Below are 21716 nucleotides of genomic sequence, written 5' to 3'. Positions count from 1 at the left end.
CCTAAACCAATAGGTAAAATCAAAGGATAAAGGAGTGCGTTTAGGAGACAGCAGCCTGACTATTCAACAGATGCAACGGGTAGCCGCAATTGCTGACCCTAGCCTTAAACTAGCATGGACCGCAGCCTATGCCGCCGACGATCGCAAGGGAGTGGATATCTGCCTTTTGGATGTGAGTGGTGTGTCCTACCTCACCGATTACTTTGTGATCATTACGGGACTCTCAAAAACCCAAGTGCGCGCCATTTATCAAGGGATTGAGGAGGCGGCTCTTGAACATTGCCAACGCCAGCCCCAACATATTGAAGGCCAAGCGGAATGTTCATGGGTGCTGATGGACTACGGTGATGTGATTGTCCATGTGCAGTTGCCCAAGGAACGTCAATACTACAACCTTGAGGCCTTTTGGGGCCACGCCCAACGCATTCCCTTTGAGTCACTAGTGACCACCTAGCCGATGCAGCCCTCTTGGTGGCAGTGGATTCTTTTGATCTTGCCACTGGTGGCGATCGCCAGCTTTATCCTCACCGCGGCCTCAATACAAATTCATGCTTGGGGACTGAGTTGGGTCTGGGCAGTAGTCGTGCTGATTCTGCTGCTGTGGCGGTGGGGGGTTGCCCATTGGCTCAAGGGTCAGCCGACAGAGATTGACCCCCGTCCCTTTGATTTGCCAAGAAGAAGCAGTGATTCAGAAACGGCTCAACGCGCCCTGAAGATTCTCCAACACACCCTTGAGCAGAGTCGTCAAGACCCACCCCCTTGGGAAAATTGGCCACTCTTTTGGCAGCGGGCACAAACCCTCGTCAGTGAGATTGCCAAGGTCTATTATCCCAATGCTCAGCGTCCCCTGCTGCAAATCTATGTGCCCCAAGCCTACCGCCTCTTGCGGGACACGATTGATGATGTCGATCGCTGGCTGGAAACCCTCAACCCAATTTTGTCGCGGGTAACTCTGGGGCAGGCAGTGCGCGCCTATGAACTTTCACAGCAGGTGGCACCCGTTGCGCGTTGGGGCTTTACGGCTTGGAATTGGGCGCAGTGGCTCCTCAATCCAAGTGTGGCGATTACCAAAACCTTTACCCAAGAGCAGCAGCAAAAGGCCAATCAAGCCCTGATTGCTAACTTGGGGCTCACCCTGCGGGAACAGGTGCTCAAGGCCTTGGGACTGCGGGCGATCGCCCTCTACAGTGGCAGCCTCACCCAACTGGAATTACCCACCCCCACCCCGCGCACAGATACAGGCACATTACAGGACATTTTAGAGCAGAGTCTACCCCTTGCCCGTGCCGAAACTGAGCCTGTGAACGTCTTTCTCGTGGGTCGCACCGGCGCAGGCAAAAGTAGCCTGATCAATAGTTTATTTGCTGCCCCCACCACCCGTGTTTCCCCCTTGCCCAACACAAACGAGATCCGGCAATACCGTTGGCAGCAGGATTTGACCCTGTGGGATACCCCCGGCTACGAAGATATTCGCGGTGCCGATATTCAAGCTCGCCTGCGGGAATTACTGCCGCGCATGGATGTAGTGCTGCTGCTGACCCCAGCGCTGGATCCTGCCCTTGCCCCGGACATCACCGCCCTGCAATTGATTCGCCAAGAGGTGAGGGACTTGCCGATTGTGGTGGCGGTCACCCAAGTGGATCGGCTACGCCCCCTGCGGGAATGGCATCCCCCCTACGACTGGCAACGGGGTACCCGTCCCAAGGAAGTGAGTATTCGCGAGGCGGTGGCCTATCGCCAAGAACAGTTGGGCACCTATACGCCCCATATTTTGCCGATTGTCAACGGCACTGAAGAACGCATGGCTTGGGGACTCGATGCCCTCAGTGATACCCTTGTGAATTTAATTGCCCCCGCCAAGCAGATCCGCATAGCTCGCTGGCTTAGCGATCGCCAGACACGGCTTCACGCTGCTTCTCGCCTCATTGACACCTATTGCCACCGCATCACCACCAGTCAGGGCATTACCGATTTGCTCAAGCGACCAGTGCTCCAGTTTCTTTCGACCATGCTCACGGGGTCTCCCGCCGCTGCATGGCTCCTCGCCGAACAACTGCCCCTAGAACACCTGCCGGTGATTCTTTGTAAATTGCAACTGGCCTATGAACTCTACACGCTGTTGCAAAATGCCAGCGATCGCATCGAGGTACCAACGCGCCCCTTTGATCTGAAAACCTTGGCTCCCTTGCTGCTACAACGTCGTAGCCCCCTCAATCAAGACACTTGGGCAACGGGACACACCCTCGTAGAGTTTTGGACACAGCCTGAGCCACCTCTGACGCTGATGGCGCGCTATGAGGACTATTGGCAGCGCTTTGGTATGGTTCCAGAAAAATAGACGAAGATAAAGAAAGGATAAAAACTGTTCATCTCCTCACCCGCCATGACCTCCTCCAATGCCTCCTCCCCCATGGATCGTGAATCAGTTTGGCATGCTCTGAGTGCTGATGAAGTCATTAGCCGCCTGGGGAGCGATCGCCAACAGGGACTGAGTTCTGCAGAAGTGCAACGGCGACAAGCCCAATATGGCCGCAATGAACTCGTTGACAATGGCCGCCGCCCGCGCTGGCAGATTTTCATTGATCAGTTTCGCAATGTCATGCTGATCATGCTGCTCGTGGTGGCCTTCATCTCTGGCACATTGGAGATTCTCGAATCCCTCGAAGAAAACACCATCCCCTTCCCCAAGGACGCAACTGCAATTCTGGTGGTGGTGATTCTCAATGCCATTCTAGGCTATGTCCAAGAAGCCCGTGCTGAAGAGGCACTCGCTGCGCTGAAAAGTATGGCGGCGCCCAAGGTGCGTGTCCTGCGCGAGGGCAAGGTCATGGAAATTGATTCCCCTGAACTGGTGGTTGGGGACATTTTCTTTTTGGAAGCGGGGGTCAAAGTAGCTGCCGATGGTCGCCTCCTTGAAGCGGTCAACCTGCAAATCCGCGAGGCAGCACTCACCGGTGAAGCAGAAGCCGCCAGTAAAAATGCTGCGCAAATCTTGCCCCTTGATACGGAACTGGGCGATCGCGCCAATCTAGTCTTTGCGGGCACAGAGGTTAACCAAGGGCGAGGAGCCGCCATCGTCACCGCGATCGGCATGGACACTGAACTAGGGAAAATTGCCGCTGCCCTGCAAGGGGTGGAGCAGGAACCCACACCCCTGCAAAAACGGATGACCGAGCTGGGCAATCGCCTAGTCGCCATTGCGTTGGTGCTGGTGAGCATTGTCGTGATTGCTGGGAGTCTCTACGATCCCTCACTGCTGCCGCATCTCATTGAAGTCTCCCTCAGTATGGCGGTGGCCGTGGTTCCCGAAGGCTTGCCCGCCGTGATTACCGTCACCCTTGCATTGGGAACACAACGGATGGTGAAACGCCATGCCCTGATTCGGCGGCTGCCGGCCGTGGAGACACTGGGGAGTGTGACAACGATCTGCTCGGATAAAACGGGTACCCTCACCCAAAACAAAATGGTGGTGCAGGCAGTGGCTACTACCTCCTATCGCGCCAAGGTGAGCGGCAATGGCTATGAACCCAAGGGCGACTTTTACGACGCCAATACCGATGACGCCTCAGCATTGTACGAACGGCACCTACTGCTACTGGCAGGGGCACTGTGTAATGATGCCTTGCTCAAACAACACGCAGCCGAATGGGTGATTCTCGGCGACCCGACCGAAGGCTCTCTCCTGCCCTTGGCCGCTAAGGGGGGCATTGATCTGAAAGCATTGCAGGAAACGGCGGAGCGGGTCGCGGAGTTTCCCTTTGATGCCGATCGCAAGCGGATGAGTACGTTCTACCGCAGTGAGTCCGTTCCTGCGATTGCCGCCAAGGAACCCTACTGGATGATTACCAAAGGGTCACCGGAACTGACTTTGGAACGCTGTCAATGGCGGCAGGTGGGGCACGACATTCAACCCCTAACACTGGCCGATCGCCAAGAGATTCTCGCCGAAAACGATCGCTTTGCCGCTCAAGGGCTGCGGGTCTTGGGCATTGCCCATCGCTACTGGTCAGCGCTGCCACCAGCGGAGAGTGTAGATACCAGTGAGCAGGATTTGATCTGGTTGGGGCTAGTGGGCATTCTTGATCCACCGCGTCCGGAGGTGCTGGCGGCCGTCGCCACCTGTCGCACTGCTGGGATTCGCCCGATTATGATTACGGGGGATCATCAACTGACGGCACAGGCGATCGCCAGTCAAATTGGTATCTGTCAGTGGGGCGATCAGGCGCTAACCGGTCGAGACCTCGAAAAAATGAGTCCCGCAGAACTGGATGCAGCAACCCTGACCGTCAATGTCTATGCGCGGGTGTCTCCAGAACATAAACTGCGGATTGTGAAATCCTTGCAACGTCACGGTGAAATTGTGGCCATGACTGGGGATGGTGTGAATGATGCCCCTGCCCTCAAACAGGCCGACATTGGCGTAGCCATGGGGATTACGGGGACGGATGTCACCAAGGAAGCCAGCGATATGGTGCTCTTGGATGATAACTTTGCCACCATTGTCGCCGCTACCGAGGAAGGGCGAGTGATCTACAGCAATATTCGTCGCTTTATTAAATACATTCTCGGCTCCAACATTGGTGAGGTGATCACGATTGCCTGCTCACCCCTACTGGGACTAGGAGGTGTGCCTCTAACGCCCTTGCAAATCCTCTGGATGAACTTGGTGACGGATGGCCTGCCTGCCCTTGCCCTTGCTGTTGAGCCGGGGGATCCCGATGTCATGAAGCGTCCTCCGGTTAAACCCAATGAAAGTATTTTTAGCCGTGGCTTGGGTTCCTATATGATTCGTGTCGGTTTGATCTTGGCGATCGTCGGCATCTCCCTGATGGTATGGGCCTACAGCTACACCGCTGAACATCTGGAAGGAGGACTCGATCCAAGACGTTGGACAACCATGGTTTTTACCACCCTCTGTCTCGCTCAAATGGGTCATGCCCTTGCCGCCCGTTCCAGTACACGGCTGACGCTTGAAATGAGCCCCACCTCCAACCTCTTTGTTTGGGGATCAGTCATTTTGACAACGATTCTGCAACTCCTGCTGATCTACGCCTCCCCTTTGCGACGGTTCTTTGGTACCTATCTGCTCTCGGGAACTGAGCTAGCCGTGTGCATCGGCTTTAGCACCCTTGTCTTTGTGTGGGTGGAGCTAGAGAAACTGGTGTTGCGGCTATTCAACAAAGGCCAAGAACTAAAATTATTAGAGTAGTGTCTCTAGGTTGACTCAGGGTTTGGTTGGATGCGCATTCTCCTCGTAGAAGATGATCCAGAGCAACTAGAGCCGCTGAGCACTGCCCTCTCCCACGTGGGGCATCTGGTGGATGGAGTTCAGGAGGGAGAAACAGCCCAATGGCTGATGCAGGAAAAAACCTATGACTTGCTGATTTTGGACTGGATGCTACCGAAAGTCGGTGGCCTCGAACTGTGTAGCCAGTACCGTCAACAGGGGAAGAGCACACCCATACTGTTGCTCACCGCCAAAGATACCACTGCTGACAAAGTGATGGGGCTAGATGCGGGTGCCGATGATTATTTGATCAAGCCCGTGGATGTGATGGAACTGTTGGCGCGGGTGCGTGCCCTTGGCCGGCGATCGCCCCAATGGCTAGGCGATCAATTGTATCTGCAAGATTTAGTCTTAGATTTGCCCTCAATGACACTCCAACGGGGCGATCGCACGATCGTGCTCTCCACAAGGGAATACCAGTTTTTGGAGTTTTTTCTGCGTCACCCGGGGCAAGTCATTAGTCGCGAACAACTGGAACTGAACCTTTGGGAGTGGGACAATCAACCAGAAAGTAACGCCGTCAGTACCCAAATTCGCCGCTTGCGCCTGCGCCTAGGGGAGCTGGGGTGTGCCGATTGGCTAGAGACCATCTACGGTATGGGCTACCGCCTACAAGCCAGTTCCTAGAACGATGCTGAAGGGATTATGCCTAAAGGTTCAAGGATGGCAGCGACTGCCCCCCACCCAACGGGGCATTGTCATCATTGCCCTACCTGTGTGCTGTCTCTTGAGTACTGTGGGGGTGTTGATTTGGCTCAGTGCTAGCATTGCGGACTACGAAGGATGGGTGCGCCATACGCAACGGGTGCAGCTTGAGGGACGGGAGCTATTAAATCACCTCATTGATGCTGAAACAGGGGTGCGCGGCTATCATCTCACGCGACAGGTGGGCTTTCTCGAACCGTACTACACTGCTGCCGCCCAATTGCCCTTAACCCTTGAGAATTTAGAGGTACTGATCAGCGATAACCCACACCAGTTAGAGCACTTTCGGCACTTCAAATCCTTAGTAGAAGAAACTTTTCACTTGTTAGCACAGCAACTGGAGGACGCCCCCAACCTTTCTCTAGCAGAGACGGAGCAACGACTCTACTTTTATCGGCAATTGGAGCAAGCAAAACAGGCAATGGATCGTTCCCGTGTTGCTATTAACGCCTTCATGAGCGAAGAAGATCGCCTTTTGGCCGATCGCCAACAACATTTAGAGGCGCTGCGGCAGATCAATACCGTTGTGCTCCTATTGGCGGTGGTGGTGGGGTTGGGCAGTAGTGGTTTAGCAATTCATTGGTTTCGCCAACTCTATCAGGAAGTGGATCTGCGGGGACAGCGTCTTGAGGCCGCCTGCGATCGCCTAGCTCGATTTACGGCCAATGCTTCCCACGAACTGCGAGCACCCATTGCAGCAATTCTCAGCCATGCCCAAGTCGGACTCCTGCTGGCTCGACAAGCCCCTGAGCAGTCCCTACCTCGGCTAGAAAAAGTGGCCACGCTGGCGAAGGCCATGGGACAACTGGTAAATGATTTGCTCTTTCTGGCTCGCTATGAGGGGGTATCTCCCCCAGACTTTGCCACATCCTTTGATTTAGTGCCCTTCATCGAGCAAGTCGTCCAAGAATGGCAGGAAACAGGCACAGCTAGTCATCACTTTTATCTCGAAGTGCCATCGGTTCCTATGTTTATTCAGGGCGATCGCGAGATGCTCAAGCAAGTGATTCTCAATCTGCTCACCAATGCTGATCGCTATACCCCCAAGGGAGGCACGATTACGCTTCGGTTAGAACCGCAGGGAAGCTCAGCAGTGATTCACGTCAGTGATACAGGCATGGGAATTAGTGAAGCGGCCCTGCCCCATATTTTTGATTATTTCTATCGGGATGAGCGGGTGCGACAACAGGGCATTAGCGGTTCAGGGCTAGGACTAGCGATTGTGCGCCAAATCGTCCATCTTCACCGGGGCAGCATCACAGTTCACAGCCAAGAGAATCAAGGTTCTACCTTTACCGTCAGATTGCCCCTTGCTCCCTAGGATAGGCTGTCACTTTTACGTCACTTTCACTTGATATTCTCAAGCTGGATCTGGCACAAACCACTGTTCCAAGCGCCAGATCTGCTTACTCAAGTTGAATTGGAGGATAGGATGATGACTCTACGATGGCAACCTCTTGTGGCAACCACTGTTGCAGCAATTCTCCTACCGCTGACGATCGCCCCCGCCGCAATGGCACGTCCCGGCTCTCCTTCATCTAGCTCTGTGGAACGGGAGGCGCGGAGTGCGTTTCGAGACCTCGCCAAAGCGCAATATGAAGGGATGCGGGCAAAGTCCATGAGTGGGGTAGATGCCAGTCTCTTGAGCTTGGGCGATCGCCTACTGGCCTCAGCCCAGCAACTTCAGCAAAGCGGCAACTACTTCCAAGCCAAGGAAACGGCCAAAGCAGCCACCCGTATTTATGAAGCTGCTCGCAACCTTGGTGAGGCTCGCACGGGTCAAGCCGATCTCTCCCGCAGTTACTTTGATGCGCCTTTTCAAGTGAGTCGTGAGTTGACCCGCACCGAAGCAGAAATGGCCTACTTTCGTGGGGGCAATCCCACCGTGCGCGATCTGTTTAGCCGTGCTCAGCAGTTAGCTCAACCTGCCAGCTTGACAGCAGCTGCACCCACCACCGCCAATGTTGCCAGCTTAGCCACCCATCGAGCCGCAGTACAACTCTTGAAGGCCAGTCGCCACCTGATGCGAGCGGAACGCGGTTTCTAAAAGCCCATGACCTTGGCTACGGTTTGCTCAGTGGGTTCAATGTGGCGGTGGAAGCGATCGCTCTGTTGCTTGAGCGCTGTTTCTGGATCCTTGAGACCATTGCCCGTCAGTACACAAACCACCGTGGCACCACTGGGCACCTGATCGGCCAATTTCAAGAGACCCGCCACAGAAGCCGCACTAGCAGGTTCACAGAAGATACCTTCCTCAGAAGCCAGCAGGCAATAGGCATTGAGGATTTCCTCATCGGTGACGGCATTAAAGGCACCTTGACTGGCTTCTTTGACAGCGATCGCCCGTTGCCAGTTGGCAGGATTACCAATACGAATGGCCGTCGCAATCGTTTCCGGATGGGTGACAATCTCACCCTTGACAAGGGGGGCAGATCCCGCTGCTTGAAAGCCCATCATGCGCGGCAGGCGATCGCAACGATTTTGCTCACGATACTGGCAAAAGCCCATCCAATAGGCGGTAATGTTTCCTGCATTACCCATAGGGATACACAGCCAATCGGGGGCATTGCCCAAGCTATCCACCACCTCAAAGGCAGCGGTTTTCTGTCCTTCTAGCCGATAGGGATTGACGGAATTGACCAGCGTCACGGGGTAAGTTTCCGCCATTAGGCGCACAATCTCTAGGGCTTTATCAAAGTTGCCCTCAATGGCAATGACTTCGGCACCATACAGGAGGGCTTGGGCGAGTTTCCCTTGGGCAACATAGCCTTCGGGCACCAAGACATAGGCGCGCAGTCCCGCTCGGCGGGCATAGGCGGCAGCAGCGGCTGAGGTATTGCCTGTGCTGGCACAGATCACGGCTTCGGCTCCCGCTTCCTTGGCCTTGGAAATGGCCATCGTCATGCCGCGATCTTTGAAGCTCCCCGTCGGGTTGAGGCCATCGTACTTGACATAAACCGAGACATTGCGGCCAATCCGTGCAGCAATTTGAGGCACGGGAATCAGTGGTGTATTGCCTTCATAGAGCGTAACTACTGGAGTGCGATCGCTCACGGGCAAAAAGTCACGGTAGGCGTGAATCAGGCCATGCCAAGCAGGACGGATGGGGGGAGCAGAGAGTGTTACAGGCACAGGTACGCAGTCAAGAAATATGAATAAATTTGAGGCTGAGGATAGAGCGCAGCCACACAGTACGATAATTTTAGCGATCAGGGGTTGCACTTGCCAATTGCCGCCCTAGGGGAGAGCTACACAATGCGCTTAATTTTGATCCGCCATGGTGAGGCTGTGGGTAATGCCTCAGGTGTCATGTTAGGACGGCAAGATGTGCCCCTCACAGAACGGGGACGGCAGCAAGCCCTTGCCCTGCGGGAAAAACTCCCACCGCCGAATGCCATTTACACGAGTCCGCTGCAACGCTGCCACGATACGGCGATGCTCATGAATCCTCGTCCTGACCTAAAGGTTCAAGAGTTGGCGGAGTTAATTGAAATTGATCAGGGCATTTTCACAGGACTCACGTGGGCGCAGGCGCAGGCGCAGCATCCCGATCTCTGTGAAAAACTTGAAGAGAGTGACTACCTGATTCCCGTACCAGAGGCAGAGTCAATGGCCATGGCCTGGCAGCGGGCAAAACAGGCTTGGAAACAACTCCGACGCCACAGGGATGAGCAGTGTGTTTGGTGTATTAGTCATGGCGGCTTTTTGCAGTGCCTGATTAGTGTTGTGTTGGGGAGCGATCGCCTGTGGGGGATGGAAATTCCCCCCGCTGCTTGGTTTGACTTTTCAGTACGAGTGGATTTAGATGGCCGCTTTGAGGCAGAAAATATCCGCTGGTGGCGCATCAATGCCTTTAATCAGTGCTCCTAGACGGCCAGCTCAGGCTAAGGTTGTTAACAAACCGCAATTTGCTCGATTGGCATCAAGATCTGCGAGCGGCGGAGGGTCGCGATCTTGGGGTTGGCACAGTTAGCTGCGGAATCCTGACCCAGCAATGGTCTTCAAATTCGTTGCCTAAGCGAAAGCGTTGAAAGGTTCCTTGGCTGCTCTGACGATCAATCCAGATGGGCAGGCTAATGAGACCTCGATTGTCTTTAATGAGCCAGCGGATCGAGCCATCGTTGTCCCGATAGGGGCGTACACCATTGACCAGTGCCCACGACTCCCCCAAACTCAGGCCACCAAAGCGGGAAATTTGCTGGGGTGTGGTGAGGGCGATCGCCAGCCGATCAACCAGCTTCAGTGGTGCATTTTCCTCACTCGAATCAACTTTGACAACCACTTGCACATCTGTGAGCAGTTCATGGTGATTCGGCTTGGAGAATTTACTCGTGGAATAGGTGCCGAGGCGATTCTTACTGAACTTGTGATGCCGCTGTTTGCGTAAAATTCGCGAAATGGGCGGGTCAGCACCAACGATACCAATGGCCAGTTTGACACCCCAATGTTGATCCAAATTCTCTTCACCGATCAGGGAAAGGAGCATGCCATAGATCGTGGAGGGGGGTGGATAGCGGTAGGTCTCCTTAAAGTCACGGGCAAAGCTGCGGGGAAAACTGGTACAGGGACAATCAATGTAAAGTTGCATTAGACAGGTACCTCAAGCTTGAGTTGTTGCTTTAATTGTTCTTTGGCGTGGGCGATCGCTTCTTTGACCCCGCGATAGACCTGAACCCCTAACGCCTTTAACTGCTGACCATAGGGGGTATCGGCAATCTCACCGCCAACGATTAGCTCATCAGCCTTCACATCCCCCACTTCCACTAGTCGCACTAGCCGCGGGCAGCCCACCGATTCGCCAATGCGCTTAAACACGTCCATAATCCAAGGACTCGGATCATCGGTTATCCGAAGCACAATGGACTCTGGACGAAAGTCGTACAAAAAGCGGGCATGGTTACCGCCCACATGACGGACAGCGCCAATAGCATCCAAGGCGAGTAGTGCCCGTTCCGGTTTCTTAAGACTTTCTGGCGTGAGGGCGATCGTGTACTGATAGGCAGTGCAGTGCACCTCTGTACTGTGAATCGAGGTTTTGCCCTTTTCCCCCCCTTTCGAGCCAAAGGCAATATCCCCCCAATAGGGATCCAGACTCATAGCGCGACTAATTTCTAGGGCACCCCGCCGTTTGGTCGTGGCATCTTCATTATCCTTCCCCTTTTTGGCGTCCATGTAGCCAAACAAGTCATCATCAATATATTTCTCAGCACTGAACTTTTCATCTTTGAAGCTATATCGATCGGTTTCAGGGTTAAATGTACGGTTGGTCTCTTTTTCGTAATGGTTTTGAAAATACTCCCGCAATCCCCAACGGATCGCTTCTGCACTCACAGTAGTGTATTGATCATTGCCACGGGTGATTTTTTGCAAAGTTGAGAGGGTGCTGCCATCCCCTTCCCCGCGGTTGTTGGCTGCGACAGCAGTGGTCGTTACAATTGTTGCAAAAAGATGTTTCGTCATTGTTATTTCTCCTGAATTAGAGACAGAAACTATTCATCGGCGAAGGAAAACATTTCATCTTCTGTGACATCCCCTTCAGCCATTGATTCCAAGGGGATATCGACACCGTTGAGAGAGTCTCCTCTCTTACTGCGGTAGGTAGCGATCGCCAGCAGTACCAGATCTCTTGCTCGCCGCCAGTTTTCCTCACGGTGAATCCAGTGAACAATTTGCGGGCCTTTATCGCGAGCGGCCTTGCTGCGAAACTGGCTTAGGAAATCCACCAATGCAGTAGCAAATTCCTGTTGCGTACTCGGACGTTGGAATCGGTAGATGACCTTATCGGTCACTTGCCCATAGTCTAAGTTGCGACCTTGCTTTTGAGCCTGTTTGAATTGCCCAGACAGGTATACGCTAAAGGCACCTTGGACCACCTCAAACAGCACTCGCTCATCAGGATTCAAGTATTCAGTCATTTTTACCAACCCTTCACGTTCATAGGCCTTATTACGTTTGTAAAACTCAAAGAAACCTGCATACCAAGGCTGACCTCCAATTAAATTGTCACAAATCCAAGGCAGTGCTTTAGAAAGAGCTAACCAAGTTTCACCATTCTCCTTTTGTCGCACGTGCGCAGGAAAAACTTGGCGAGCGACTTCATACAATTCGAGGACTTCATCCGTAACCTCTACGCGATACACCGCCTGTTTCAGGTAAGCTTGCTGGGCATCCCAGACTTGCTTCCCCAACTGGTAAACCTCGCAGTAGTGCCCGCCAAACTGCTGACTCTCTTCTATTGCCTTCTCTTGCAGTAGAAAGTGCAAAGCAGATTCACCAGCGCCACTGCTACGAAAGTCTCGATAGGTGCACCCGGACATCGCCCGACGGCGCTTAACCCAGTGCTTTAGATTTTGAACTTCAGGAATCACCAGTGCTGAGCGGGCAGAGAGCTTGCCACCAACAGTTTGGGGAGGAAGTTGGTAGTAGCCACAGGCAAGGGGCAAAAAAAGCAACGCCAGAAAGCCCTGCGGCGATTCTTGATAGGGACCATTGACAAAACATTCCACCAGTCCGGGCAGATGATTTCCCTTCAGGGGAATTTCTTTCTTGAAGGCTCCCTTATTGTTAAAGGCCTCCTTGATGTCGCTGGTGTAATAACAGCTCTCTAGGGGCTTCACCTCAATCGAGATCTCTGGTTGATCCGGCTCAATTAAGAACGTGCGAGTGACAGAAGTGTTGCTGAGTTTGCGCTGCGTATTGTGCTGGAGGAATGTGGTGAGTACCCCTTGGGTAAACGTGTATTGCCCCTGTGCATCAAGCTTGAGGGCAGGAACCTCTAGATAGCCTTGGTGATTAATCTGATAGGTTTGCTTTAGCAGCCATGTCACAACCTTTTGATCACTGTCTTTCCATGTCAACTCAACTGCTTCATCAGTAATGTTCCACGCCAATGGAGCATCATTGCGTTGGTTCTCCAGTTCAGATAAGGCTAGAGCCAATCCTGCAACCCCTGCGCGATGGGGGAGGAGGAAATTAGGGTCAAAAAGGGACAGGGTAAACTGACTCAAAGCTCACTCACCTCCTACTTAGGTTCAACAGCACCCAGTTCTGGGCAATAGCGCCACTGCTCTCTAGGGGCAATGAGATAACCGCTCTTATGGCGCTGCCAACCTTTGATGTTCTTAGTAGGGAGGGGAAGGGTGTAGCGCGGCAATTCACTCGACTTCAGTGGGGCAATTTTTTCCAGCTCTTGTTCGAGGAGTGCAGTAATGGTATAGCCTGCTTCACGCAAGGGAGCAGAGTAGGTTTGCCAGCGACCGTCTAGCCAGATGCAGTGCTCCTTTGGCTTGGTGTTAATATTCACTTGCTTGAGCCAGTCTGACAGTTGCCTTTGACTCACATCTTGTTTTTTGAAGGCGCGTGCCAGTGCCCAGCCTGCCTCTAAGTCCCCTTGCTTATAGGGAAAACCAACGTTTTCGTCAGGGTAAAAGAGAGCATCACAGGAATGACCACAGTATTGGCGATTTAGTCGCCCCAATCGCTGAATTAGCCCTGCGGGATCCGCCACTTGAGTCACAAGGAGGGTTGCAGATAGATCCAAAGACATTTCTGCCACTTGGGTCGTAATTGCTAGAACAGCTTGATCTTGCTGGAAAGCCTCCACCACGGCACGATGGTGTTTCACCCGATCTTCATAGCGAAAGCGACTGTGATAAAGGAGAGGCGTCAAGCCCCTCTTTTTTGCCTCTTGGTAGATGGCGATCGCTGTATCGACCTGATTGCAAACCCACAGAACTCTACCGCCTTGGTCAAGTTCTTGCTGAACCCGCTCCCAATCTGGCTGTGCTAGCTCATGGAAACGATAGCGGGGCAGGTCTTCTAGCGTTTGAGGGCCTTGAATTATTGCAATTTCCTCTGCCACTGCCTGCTGAATCGCCGCCACCTGCGCCGGTAGAAATGAGGCAGACATCAGCAAAATCGGCGCTTTAACAACCTTGAGAAATCGCAGTAAGGCACCAAAGAGAGCATCGTCATAGCAATGAACTTCATCAAAGACGAAAGCAGCCTTGGCAAGAGCTGGAAAGCAGTACAGGGGACGGCGATGACATTGCAGGAGTCCCAAAACGGTATCCACAGTGCAAACATTGACCTTTGCCCCCCAAGCCTTGAAGGCTTCTAATTTCTGAGCGGCCTCATTAACCGCTCCATCACCATTGTCTTCTTCTTCTCCTGTGCAAGCCAACTCCAAATCAACAGCCGACCGAGAGTGCAACAGCTCTGACTCTACTTGGTTATGAACATAGCCCAGAAAGCCCTCAGTGCTGGTGCCGGTTGTTGGATAGCAGAAAAATAACTTGCGTCCAATGCCGTGGCGGAGCGCCCAATTATAAGCCCCCAAGGTTTTGCCGGTACCGCAACCTGCCCGTGCCAATGTTACCCGTTTCGACTTGTCTTTAAGATCAATCTGAAATGGGCGCAGTGGATATTCCCCCCGACGCGCATCAATGACCTTTTGTAAATCAGCTTCCGTGAGGGTATTCTCTAGCTCTGATCGAATCCACTCCTGAATATTCGTTGAAACCTGCGCCGAGGCAGAACCAATGGCATCTGCTGCAATCAGTAGCGCTTTAACAACGGCAAGAAACGCTAGATCTGGTTCCCATTCGATGAAAGCATTCAAGACTTCGTCACGCTTATCTTTGATTGTTTTAATATCCCATCGCGATGAGAACGCAAAAGGAGGAATGATTTTGATTTGAGGCAGCCCTAGGGTTCTCACCCCATAGCGAAGCAGCTTGTGGAAGGAAGGATGATGGACATACCAGTACAGGTAAGGGTCGCCACTGCCCTCGCGGATCTCCCCCAGTGCACCGGTGTTTCGCCCCTGCTGACCGCCTAATTTGAGGTGATGTCCTCCTGCTGCGGCGATCGCTGTCATCAAGTCAGCGTTGGGGCATCGTCCAAGCCAGTTTCGGAACTCCCACGCCAGCAAGACAGACCCCACTTCATGACGGATAAGTTGTGGGTATTGCAAGGGGTTCTGTTGAGGCTGCACGGATGGATTTGAAGCCCTGAGCGGGTACCTGACCACCCCTTGAAATTGGTGATTGGCCTTACCCCAGTCGTGTAAATAGGCTGCCAGCCGTGCCGTTGCCTTCAGGGTGTTAAATTCACAGGTTAGCCCAAATTGCTCGATCAGGCGATCGCCCAAGCAATCCACGAGGCTGGTGACTGATTTCACAACAGCGGCAGTATGACCCACAAGATGGTAAGCTCCTTGCCAATCTGCTGCTCCCGGAACCGAAGATTTGGCTAATAAGATATCAGGTTCCAGTTTTGGTGGTGTAGAACTAGGCGGCATCCGGTTCCTCCTTGACCGGGTAAAACCAGCCGCAGCCAAAATGTCTTCGTCCTCCTAATCCATGCCACTGCAACTTTAGAGAATCTTCAGGAGTTAAATTTTCGACAATCAGGCGGTAGCCTACGACTTTTTTGCCTTTCACTTGAATCGTGCGCCGTGCTAAATCACCATTCGGATCAGAAGGAATAAATACCTTTCCCTGAATGCCTAAATGAGTTAGGCCTTTTTGACAAGATTCCAAAAAATAGCGGGGCACTTCTAGGTGATCAATTGCTTCTAATTTGAAAGTGACTAGGCGAGCTGCGAGGGTTCCTGAAGGCTCTGGCAATGTAATTCGAGGTTGCACAAGGCGAATCAGATGCCCCTGAATATCCAACACTTGGTTCTGGAAAAAGCGATACCACGTCTGCACTTGATCTGTAGGACAGCGAAGGCGAAAGCGTGAAGCACGATTTAGATAAATCATTCCCTCACCGTTAGGAATCCCAGCAATACTGCTAAGGCGAAGATCACTTGGTATATCTGAAGGTAGATCTGGCCGCCCCAATTGTTGCAACTGTTTTTTAATAGCAGAGTACAATGCATAGCCATGATCTGCTGGCAGTGTTCTTCCACGCAAGCTGTAATGGATTTCAAGAAAGTGATTGTGGCTAGTCATAACGCTATCTTATTATCCCCGCCTAATCTGAATGCTTTCCCTCAACTATGGGTCTCTGGAGCACTGCCAAGGGTAGCCACTGTCTAGTTTCAAGAATCATGCTAATGGATGGCTTATAGTTGTCAACTTACAAAAATTTTAACTTCTACTGTAGGTAACCACAAGGAGCAAAAAAGCTTTTGGATACAAATTTTTATTTTTATTCAAGAAAGTTAACCAACCACTGGGCTAGCCCACAGCGCTAGGAGTAGAGGCACTATTAATCTTGTCCACAACGTCCTCTGGCAAAAGTGCTCAACGCCTTACGGCATCAAAGGTAGAGGCACTTTCAGCGTTCATCCAACTGAAATCAAGTTAGAAAAGTGCTCAACGCCTTACGGCATCAAAGGTAGAGGCACTCAGAATAAGTAAAACTGTTTTACAAGCTAGGTGGGTGCTCAACGCCTTACGGCATCAAAGGTAGAGGCACATAATACCTAAAACTGATTCAACAGGCCTTATAGGGGTGCTCAACGCCTTACGGCATCAAAGGTAGAGGCACAAAGAGGCCAAAACAAAGAGGTCACGGCAAAGAGGCGTGCTCAACGCCTTACGGCATCAAAGGTAGAGGCACTTGGTCGCCGTCCTTGGTCGCCGTCCTTGGCCATGTGCTCAACGCCTTACGGCATCAAAGGTAGAGGCACGTCCTACTGCCTGTCCTACTCGCTACTGCCTGCCCGTGCTCAACGCCTTACGGCATCAAAGGTAGAGGCACTAACCATATCAATATGAATGCTTTTTAATTCATTAAGTGCTCAACGCCTTACGGCATCAAAGGTAGAGGCACCTAGTTTGCGCGTTACTAGTTTGCGCGTCACTAGTTTGGTGCTCAACGCCTTACGGCATCAAAGGTAGAGGCACGGCAAAAGAAATTTCTTGTTGCATAGTTAAACTCGTGCTCAACGCCTTACGGCATCAAAGGTAGAGGCACAAACTTGGGGAATTAAAGGTTTTCGAGTGTTAGACGTGCTCAACGCCTTACGGCATCAAAGGTAGAGGCACCCGCAGTCTAATGCCTTTAGTCTTGGGCGTCTTGGCGTGCTCAACGCCTTACGGCATCAAAGGTAGAGGCACGCGGCAGACTGCGGCCAATTAGACTGCGGCGACGCCGTGCTCAACGCCTTACGGCATCAAAGGTAGAGGCACCGACTACTGCCCTACTGCCCGCCGACTACTGCCCGTGCTCAACGCCTTACGGCATCAAAGGTAGAGGCACTATTAGGAGATGCACTGGTATTTGCAACGGCAATGTGCTCAACGCCTTACGGCATCAAAGGTAGAGGCACACTTATTGTCTAGGTTACCTAATCTTAGCAAAAGTCGTGCTCAACGCCTTACGGCATCAAAGGTAGAGGCACAAAGTTGTTCCAGACTTCAATACTGTTATTGTAGAGTGCTCAACGCCTTACGGCATCAAAGGTAGAGGCACTTTGGGAGATTATTCCGCCCTATTGGCTTGGAGAGTGCTCAACGCCTTACGGCATCAAAGGTAGAGGCACAAGCGTGATGAGAGCGGCAATATTGTCTATCTTCGTGCTCAACGCCTTACGGCATCAAAGGTAGAGGCACACCAAGTGCTGATGCTGATTGAAAAAATTAAGTGCTCAACGCCTTACGGCATCAAAGGTAGAGGCACTTATTTAACATTCAAAACAACTTTTCGACCTTGGGGAAGTGCTCAACGCCTTACGGCATCAAAGGTAGAGGCACTTACTCTAGACCTTCTAAAAGCCCCTAGAAGCCCCTTGTGCTCAACGCCTTACGGCATCAAAGGTAGAGGCACAATTCAGTAGCAGACGCATTAGAACCACCGCCCGATCGTGCTCAACGCCTTACGGCATCAAAGGTAGAGGCACGTTGCGATCGCAAGCCCGCCCAAGCTTTCTAGAGGTGTGCTCAACGCCTTACGGCATCAAAGGTAGAGGCACCGTCCCGCAACAAGAACGTCAAAGGCAAGGTCGTCCCGCAAGTGCTCAACGCCTTACGGCATCAAAGGTAGAGGCACAGGGTTATTAAAGTTAGTGGTATACCCAGCAACAAGTGCTCAACGCCTTACGGCATCAAAGGTAGAGGCACATTTTGAGTATGTATTGCTCAAAAGCATCTGGTACGTGCTCAACGCCTTACGGCATCAAAGGTAGAGGCACAACAGTCCTACAGGACAAATTAGGCGCTTGGCACGGTGCTCAACGCCTTACGGCATCAAAGGTAGAGGCACGTCTTGAACCTAAACAAGTAAATAAACGTCTTGCAGTGCTCAACGCCTTACGGCATCAAAGGTAGAGGCACTTCAGAAGAGGCATGTTATATTCGTCAGATCTTTCCGTGCTCAACGCCTTACGGCATCAAAGGTAGAGGCACTAGCGGCAAAAGTGCCAAAACCGTGCGGTTAGCGCGTGCTCAACGCCTTACGGCATCAAAGGTAGAGGCACAGGCGCCACGGAGTAAGTAGACAATCCGCGTCCTTGTGCTCAACGCCTTACGGCATCAAAGGTAGAGGCACAGAGGGTAAGCGCCTTATTATCGCTGACTACTCTGTGCTCAACGCCTTACGGCATCAAAGGTAGAGGCACATCTTTCTGAAATTGATAGCTTTTATAGACTAAACTAGTGCTCAACGCCTTACGGCATCAAAGGTAGAGGCACACAGACGCTTTCTTTTCTTACCCAGTTTTCAGAAAGTGCTCAACGCCTTACGGCATCAAAGGTAGAGGCACATTTGTGGGGCATAATCTAAAATTTGACTTATGTGTGCTCAACGCCTTACGGCATCAAAGGTAGAGGCACAAACAAAACCATTGAACTCTATTGTGATGACGCAAGTGCTCAACGCCTTACGGCATCAAAGGTAGAGGCACACACCATTGAGAAGTGGCTCAAATTATCTAAGCCAGTGCTCAACGCCTTACGGCATCAAAGGTAGAGGCACAAGACTTTCGCTCCAGAGCGATAAAGGTAATCAGCCGTGCTCAACGCCTTACGGCATCAAAGGTAGAGGCACCCTTGCGAGCTAGCGCCTTATCTTTGGTCAGAACGTGCTCAACGCCTTACGGCATCAAAGGTAGAGGCACGCCCAATGACCATATGTAAAGAACTTTGCATTGAATGTGCTCAACGCCTTACGGCATCAAAGGTAGAGGCACACTTTAGTTTAGCGCAAGCTTTTCTATAGACGCAACGTGCTCAACGCCTTACGGCATCAAAGGTAGAGGCACCCAATTCAGGAGCTACAGGCTTAATCCCACGATCGTGCTCAACGCCTTACGGCATCAAAGGTAGAGGCACAACATTGTGGTACAAACGTTTATTCTCTCTAAAAAGTGCTCAACGCCTTACGGCATCAAAGGTAGAGGCACGTTAATCAATACGATCCACCAATTGTTTATAAGTGCTCAACGCCTTACGGCATCAAAGGTAGAGGCACCTGCATTAACGACCCTAACAAACCTCAAACTCGAATGTGCTCAACGCCTTACGGCATCAAAGGTAGAGGCACAGCGGCGCCCTAGAAATGCCTCTAGGACTAGCTTAGCACAGTCACTTTTCAAGCACCTCAGGCACTTCGTTTTTTTGTGACTGTAAAATTTTTAGCCTCGGTCAGTATTCAGTTGTCGATCCCGCTCTGGGGAATAGGTTCAGAGATTTTCAAGCACCTCTAAATCTAACAAAAACTCTCAAACCTAGTCAAGGGGCTGTATTTGAATATCAGTGCGTTCGGAGAATATTTGAGTCCAGAGGTGCTTGCATGCTAAAAGATTTTGAAGTTCTGCTCCGACATTGGCCATGTCCCCGCTCGGTTGCAAGCGCATACCCGCTCAACGCATTGGCTGCACAACCCTACGATTAGGAGACTGTCTTCCTTGGTGAGGATTTTTTCCAGTTGCCAGCGCAGCTTTTCCCGCTCCCGTGGCGTGAGACGACAGCGAAAAATCGAGAACTGTAATCGTTCACCATAGCCCTCTAACTGCTTATAAGCCTGTCGCCAGCGCTTGGGGTCGCGGATGTCGTAGCAGATGAGGTACCAATTTTTGGATTCACCCATAGGTCAACGCAAAATGAGTTTGCCAAATAGACCTGCTTCCCCACACCATTCCTTTTCAAGCAAACGCACTTCCAGCTCCAAGAGTCGCCGATAAGTGAGCGAGTAGTTGGTTACTGGGTGCTTCCACGTTTCACCTTTGCGGGCTTCATAGAGTTCAATGAACTTGCGGCGGCCATAGTCACTCAGCCATACGTGATCTCGGCGTACCTCAAAGCATTGGTCAAGGTTCCACTGCATACGGTTAATCGAACCAATAACGACCATATCCACAAGGGGGACGCGGAAAATTTCCATCAAGTCCAACGCAAGGGGTGGTGCTTGGGTACGCGGCTGATGATAGAAGCCAAAGGCGGGTTCAAGACCAACCGTAAGAATGGCATTCATTACGTCTTTGAGCAGCATGCCATAGCCAAAACTGAGCAGCGCATTAAAACGATCTTTCGGGGGGCGGCGATTGCGACCGTTGAAGCGCAGCTCCTTCGGGACTTGATCCCCTAGAAGATAGGGCAATCCCGAAAAATACAGGGCAGCGAGATTGCCTTCAATGCCGCGTAGAGCCTCTCGGGAATTGGCGTGGGAGATGCTGCTAATGAGCCGATCCATTTGCGTAGTGGTCTCTTGCAATGCAGGCAGAGCATCTTGGCGATTCCGCTGTCCTCGGAGTAACAGGCGACGCTGACTTTGTCCGCGACAATTCACCAGTAACTGGGCAAGACGTAAACATTGGTCTGGGTTCGTCAGGGCTTGATATTGACGAATACGCCGTTGAATACTGCCCTTGCGGTTGTCAATGCTGCCGATATAGCGCCCACCACTGCTGATGAAGTGAACACCGACATCCTCATAGGCACAGAGATGAATGGCTGGGGTGGTAATTTGGGCAAATTTGTGGATAACAACTTGACCCACCTGCTGAATGGGCAGCTTTTGCTCAGGTTCATCGTCAATGGCAATCCGTAGCTGCTCGCCAGCTCGCCTGATTACCGATTTGCCAGCCGTGACATGGATAATCTCACGCTCGTCATCTCGCGGAAATAACCGCAGGGGTAAATGCTCAGGATCTCGGGCGAGGCGGGCTTCTTCAGGCAGGCAAACAGGTGCCAAGGAGCAGTTGAGACAGAGTTTTTCATTGCTACAGACAGGGGGACGTTCTAGGGAAGCACGCAGTTGACGCGCTTGCTCGATTGTGTCCCGCACCAGTTGGCGGCCTGCCTCATCTACAGGAACCCGTACAGTGATGTTATCGCGGTGATAGTGAATGCGGCCTTCGGGGACAGTGACGCCGAGAACGGTTTCTAGTAAACAGGCATAGGCCAGAATTTGTACCCTGTCGCTGTGCCAAGCTTGGGGCTGCTGCTGGCGATCGCGATAAGAACGGCCAATTTTGTGCTCGTAGGGAATCAAATGCCCCTCCAAGGTACGCAGTGCATCAACCCGCCCTCGTAAGCCAAGGGCTACACTTTCCAGATTAAATTCCTGCCAGTCTTCCCGTTCTAGTTTTTGTAGCTCAGCGTGGAGCCGCCGCCCCGCAAAGACGGATTCATTTTGGGTATAAAGCTCCTCAACTTCTTCGAGATAAAATAGCCGCCGACAGTAGGCAAAAGCACGCAGAGAGCTAACGCGCAGTGTTTCCGTTTCAGCGCAGGCAACGGTCTGTTCCATGATTGATATCTCCAGTGCGAAG

At 52.2% G+C, this 21716-nt stretch carries 15 protein-coding genes and 1 CRISPR repeat array; of the genes, 7 read left to right on the top strand and 8 right to left on the bottom strand.

Going from position 1 to position 21716, the window contains the following annotated elements; genetic code table 11:
• The first annotated feature begins 70 nt into the window (after positions 1-70).
• From rsfS to RHH27_RS05015, 6 genes are all read left to right on the top strand, one after another.
• Entirely contained in the window at positions 71-454 is a 384-nt protein-coding gene (gene rsfS / locus RHH27_RS05040; RefSeq protein WP_225901661.1) for a ribosome silencing factor, read from the top strand.
• 3 nt (positions 455-457) lie between these two features.
• Entirely contained in the window at positions 458-2338 is a 1881-nt protein-coding gene (locus RHH27_RS05035; RefSeq protein ID WP_302679014.1) for a GTPase family protein, read from the top strand.
• Between the two features lie 45 nt (positions 2339-2383).
• Positions 2384-5209 (top strand): cation-translocating P-type ATPase, encoded by a 2826-nt coding sequence (locus tag RHH27_RS05030; protein ID WP_302679013.1) that lies wholly within the window; start codon positions 2384-2386, stop codon positions 5207-5209.
• A 30-nt stretch (positions 5210-5239) separates the two neighbouring features.
• Positions 5240-5914: a two-component system response regulator RppA gene (gene rppA / locus RHH27_RS05025; protein ID WP_302679012.1), complete on the top strand. Its 675-nt coding sequence runs from the start codon at positions 5240-5242 to the stop codon at positions 5912-5914.
• A gap of 4 nt (positions 5915-5918) precedes the next feature.
• Positions 5919-7313, top strand: a complete 1395-nt coding sequence (locus RHH27_RS05020; RefSeq protein WP_206201336.1) for an ATP-binding protein — start codon at positions 5919-5921, stop codon at positions 7311-7313.
• Between the two features lie 111 nt (positions 7314-7424).
• The gene (locus tag RHH27_RS05015; RefSeq protein WP_302679011.1) at positions 7425-8039 is read left to right on the top strand and encodes a hypothetical protein; all 615 of its coding nucleotides are present in this window, start codon (positions 7425-7427) and stop codon (positions 8037-8039) included.
• Here RHH27_RS05015 and thrC read toward each other — a convergent pair.
• Positions 8036-9124, bottom strand: coding sequence for a threonine synthase (gene thrC / locus RHH27_RS05010; protein WP_302679010.1), 1089 nt, complete (start codon positions 9122-9124; stop codon positions 8036-8038). The two genes, RHH27_RS05015 and thrC, sit on opposite strands and share 4 nt — an antisense overlap.
• Before the next feature lie 123 nt (positions 9125-9247).
• On the opposite strand from thrC, the gene RHH27_RS05005 reads away from it, so the two are divergent.
• Positions 9248-9862 carry a histidine phosphatase family protein gene (locus tag RHH27_RS05005; RefSeq protein ID WP_206201333.1) on the top strand — a complete coding sequence of 205 codons (615 nt, stop codon included), beginning with the start codon at positions 9248-9250 and terminating at the stop codon, positions 9860-9862.
• Positions 9863-9914: 52 nt separating this feature from the next.
• On the opposite strand, the gene cas5 is transcribed toward RHH27_RS05005, so the two are convergent.
• The 7 genes from cas5 to RHH27_RS04970 form a co-directional block, all read right to left on the bottom strand.
• On the bottom strand, positions 9915-10580 hold the full coding sequence (gene cas5, locus RHH27_RS05000) for a CRISPR-associated protein Cas5 (protein ID WP_302676603.1): 666 nt from the start codon (positions 10578-10580) through the stop codon (positions 9915-9917).
• The gene (gene cas7i, locus RHH27_RS04995) at positions 10580-11452 is read right to left on the bottom strand and encodes a type I-B CRISPR-associated protein Cas7/Cst2/DevR (protein ID WP_206201331.1); all 873 of its coding nucleotides are present in this window, start codon (positions 11450-11452) and stop codon (positions 10580-10582) included. Before cas7i ends, cas5 begins: the two co-directional genes overlap by 1 nt.
• Positions 11453-11481: 29 nt before the next feature.
• Positions 11482-12999, bottom strand: coding sequence for a type I-MYXAN CRISPR-associated Cas8a1/Cmx1 (cas8a1, locus tag RHH27_RS04990; RefSeq protein WP_206201330.1), 1518 nt, complete (start codon positions 12997-12999; stop codon positions 11482-11484).
• Between the two features lie 14 nt (positions 13000-13013).
• Complete coding sequence (gene cas3, locus RHH27_RS04985; protein ID WP_302679009.1) at positions 13014-15194, bottom strand: CRISPR-associated helicase Cas3'; 2181 nt, start codon at positions 15192-15194, stop codon at positions 13014-13016.
• Positions 15195-15282: 88 nt separating this feature from the next.
• Positions 15283-15951 carry a type I-MYXAN CRISPR-associated protein Cas6/Cmx6 gene (cas6, locus tag RHH27_RS04980; protein ID WP_302679008.1) on the bottom strand — a complete coding sequence of 223 codons (669 nt, stop codon included), beginning with the start codon at positions 15949-15951 and terminating at the stop codon, positions 15283-15285.
• 290 nt (positions 15952-16241) lie between these two features.
• A CRISPR array of direct repeats spans positions 16242-19486; the repeat unit is 36 nt; unit sequence GTGCTCAACGCCTTACGGCATCAAAGGTAGAGGCAC.
• 252 nt (positions 19487-19738) lie between these two features.
• Complete coding sequence (cas2, locus tag RHH27_RS04975; RefSeq protein ID WP_149817829.1) at positions 19739-20032, bottom strand: CRISPR-associated endonuclease Cas2; 294 nt, start codon at positions 20030-20032, stop codon at positions 19739-19741.
• A 3-nt stretch (positions 20033-20035) separates the two neighbouring features.
• Positions 20036-21694: a type I-MYXAN CRISPR-associated endonuclease Cas4/Cas1 gene (locus tag RHH27_RS04970; RefSeq protein WP_302676608.1), complete on the bottom strand. Its 1659-nt coding sequence runs from the start codon at positions 21692-21694 to the stop codon at positions 20036-20038.
• Positions 21695-21716 lie beyond the last annotated feature (22 nt).

The organism is Thermosynechococcus sp. PP555 (assembly GCF_031583225.1).
In the GTDB taxonomy this organism is placed as follows: domain Bacteria; phylum Cyanobacteriota; class Cyanobacteriia; order Thermosynechococcales; family Thermosynechococcaceae; genus Thermosynechococcus.
The sequence above is the reverse complement of the archived record's forward strand: the minus strand, read 5'-3'. Positions and strand labels throughout refer to the sequence as shown.

Coding starts and splice junctions, on each gene's coding strand:
- RHH27_RS05015 (WP_302679011.1), top strand. CDS start 7,425: ATGATGACTCTACGATGGCAACCTCTTGTGGCAACCACTGTTGCAGCA.
- RHH27_RS05020 (WP_206201336.1), top strand. CDS start 5,919: ATGCTGAAGGGATTATGCCTAAAGGTTCAAGGATGGCAGCGACTGCCC.
- RHH27_RS05005 (WP_206201333.1), top strand. CDS start 9,248: ATGCGCTTAATTTTGATCCGCCATGGTGAGGCTGTGGGTAATGCCTCA.
- RHH27_RS05035 (WP_302679014.1), top strand. CDS start 458: ATGCAGCCCTCTTGGTGGCAGTGGATTCTTTTGATCTTGCCACTGGTG.
- cas6 (WP_302679008.1), bottom strand. CDS start 15,951: ATGACTAGCCACAATCACTTTCTTGAAATCCATTACAGCTTGCGTGGA.
- cas7i (WP_206201331.1), bottom strand. CDS start 11,452: ATGACGAAACATCTTTTTGCAACAATTGTAACGACCACTGCTGTCGCA.
- cas5 (WP_302676603.1), bottom strand. CDS start 10,580: ATGCAACTTTACATTGATTGTCCCTGTACCAGTTTTCCCCGCAGCTTT.
- rsfS (WP_225901661.1), top strand. CDS start 71: ATGCAACGGGTAGCCGCAATTGCTGACCCTAGCCTTAAACTAGCATGG.
- RHH27_RS04970 (WP_302676608.1), bottom strand. CDS start 21,694: ATGGAACAGACCGTTGCCTGCGCTGAAACGGAAACACTGCGCGTTAGC.
- cas2 (WP_149817829.1), bottom strand. CDS start 20,032: ATGGGTGAATCCAAAAATTGGTACCTCATCTGCTACGACATCCGCGAC.
- RHH27_RS05030 (WP_302679013.1), top strand. CDS start 2,384: ATGACCTCCTCCAATGCCTCCTCCCCCATGGATCGTGAATCAGTTTGG.
- rppA (WP_302679012.1), top strand. CDS start 5,240: ATGCGCATTCTCCTCGTAGAAGATGATCCAGAGCAACTAGAGCCGCTG.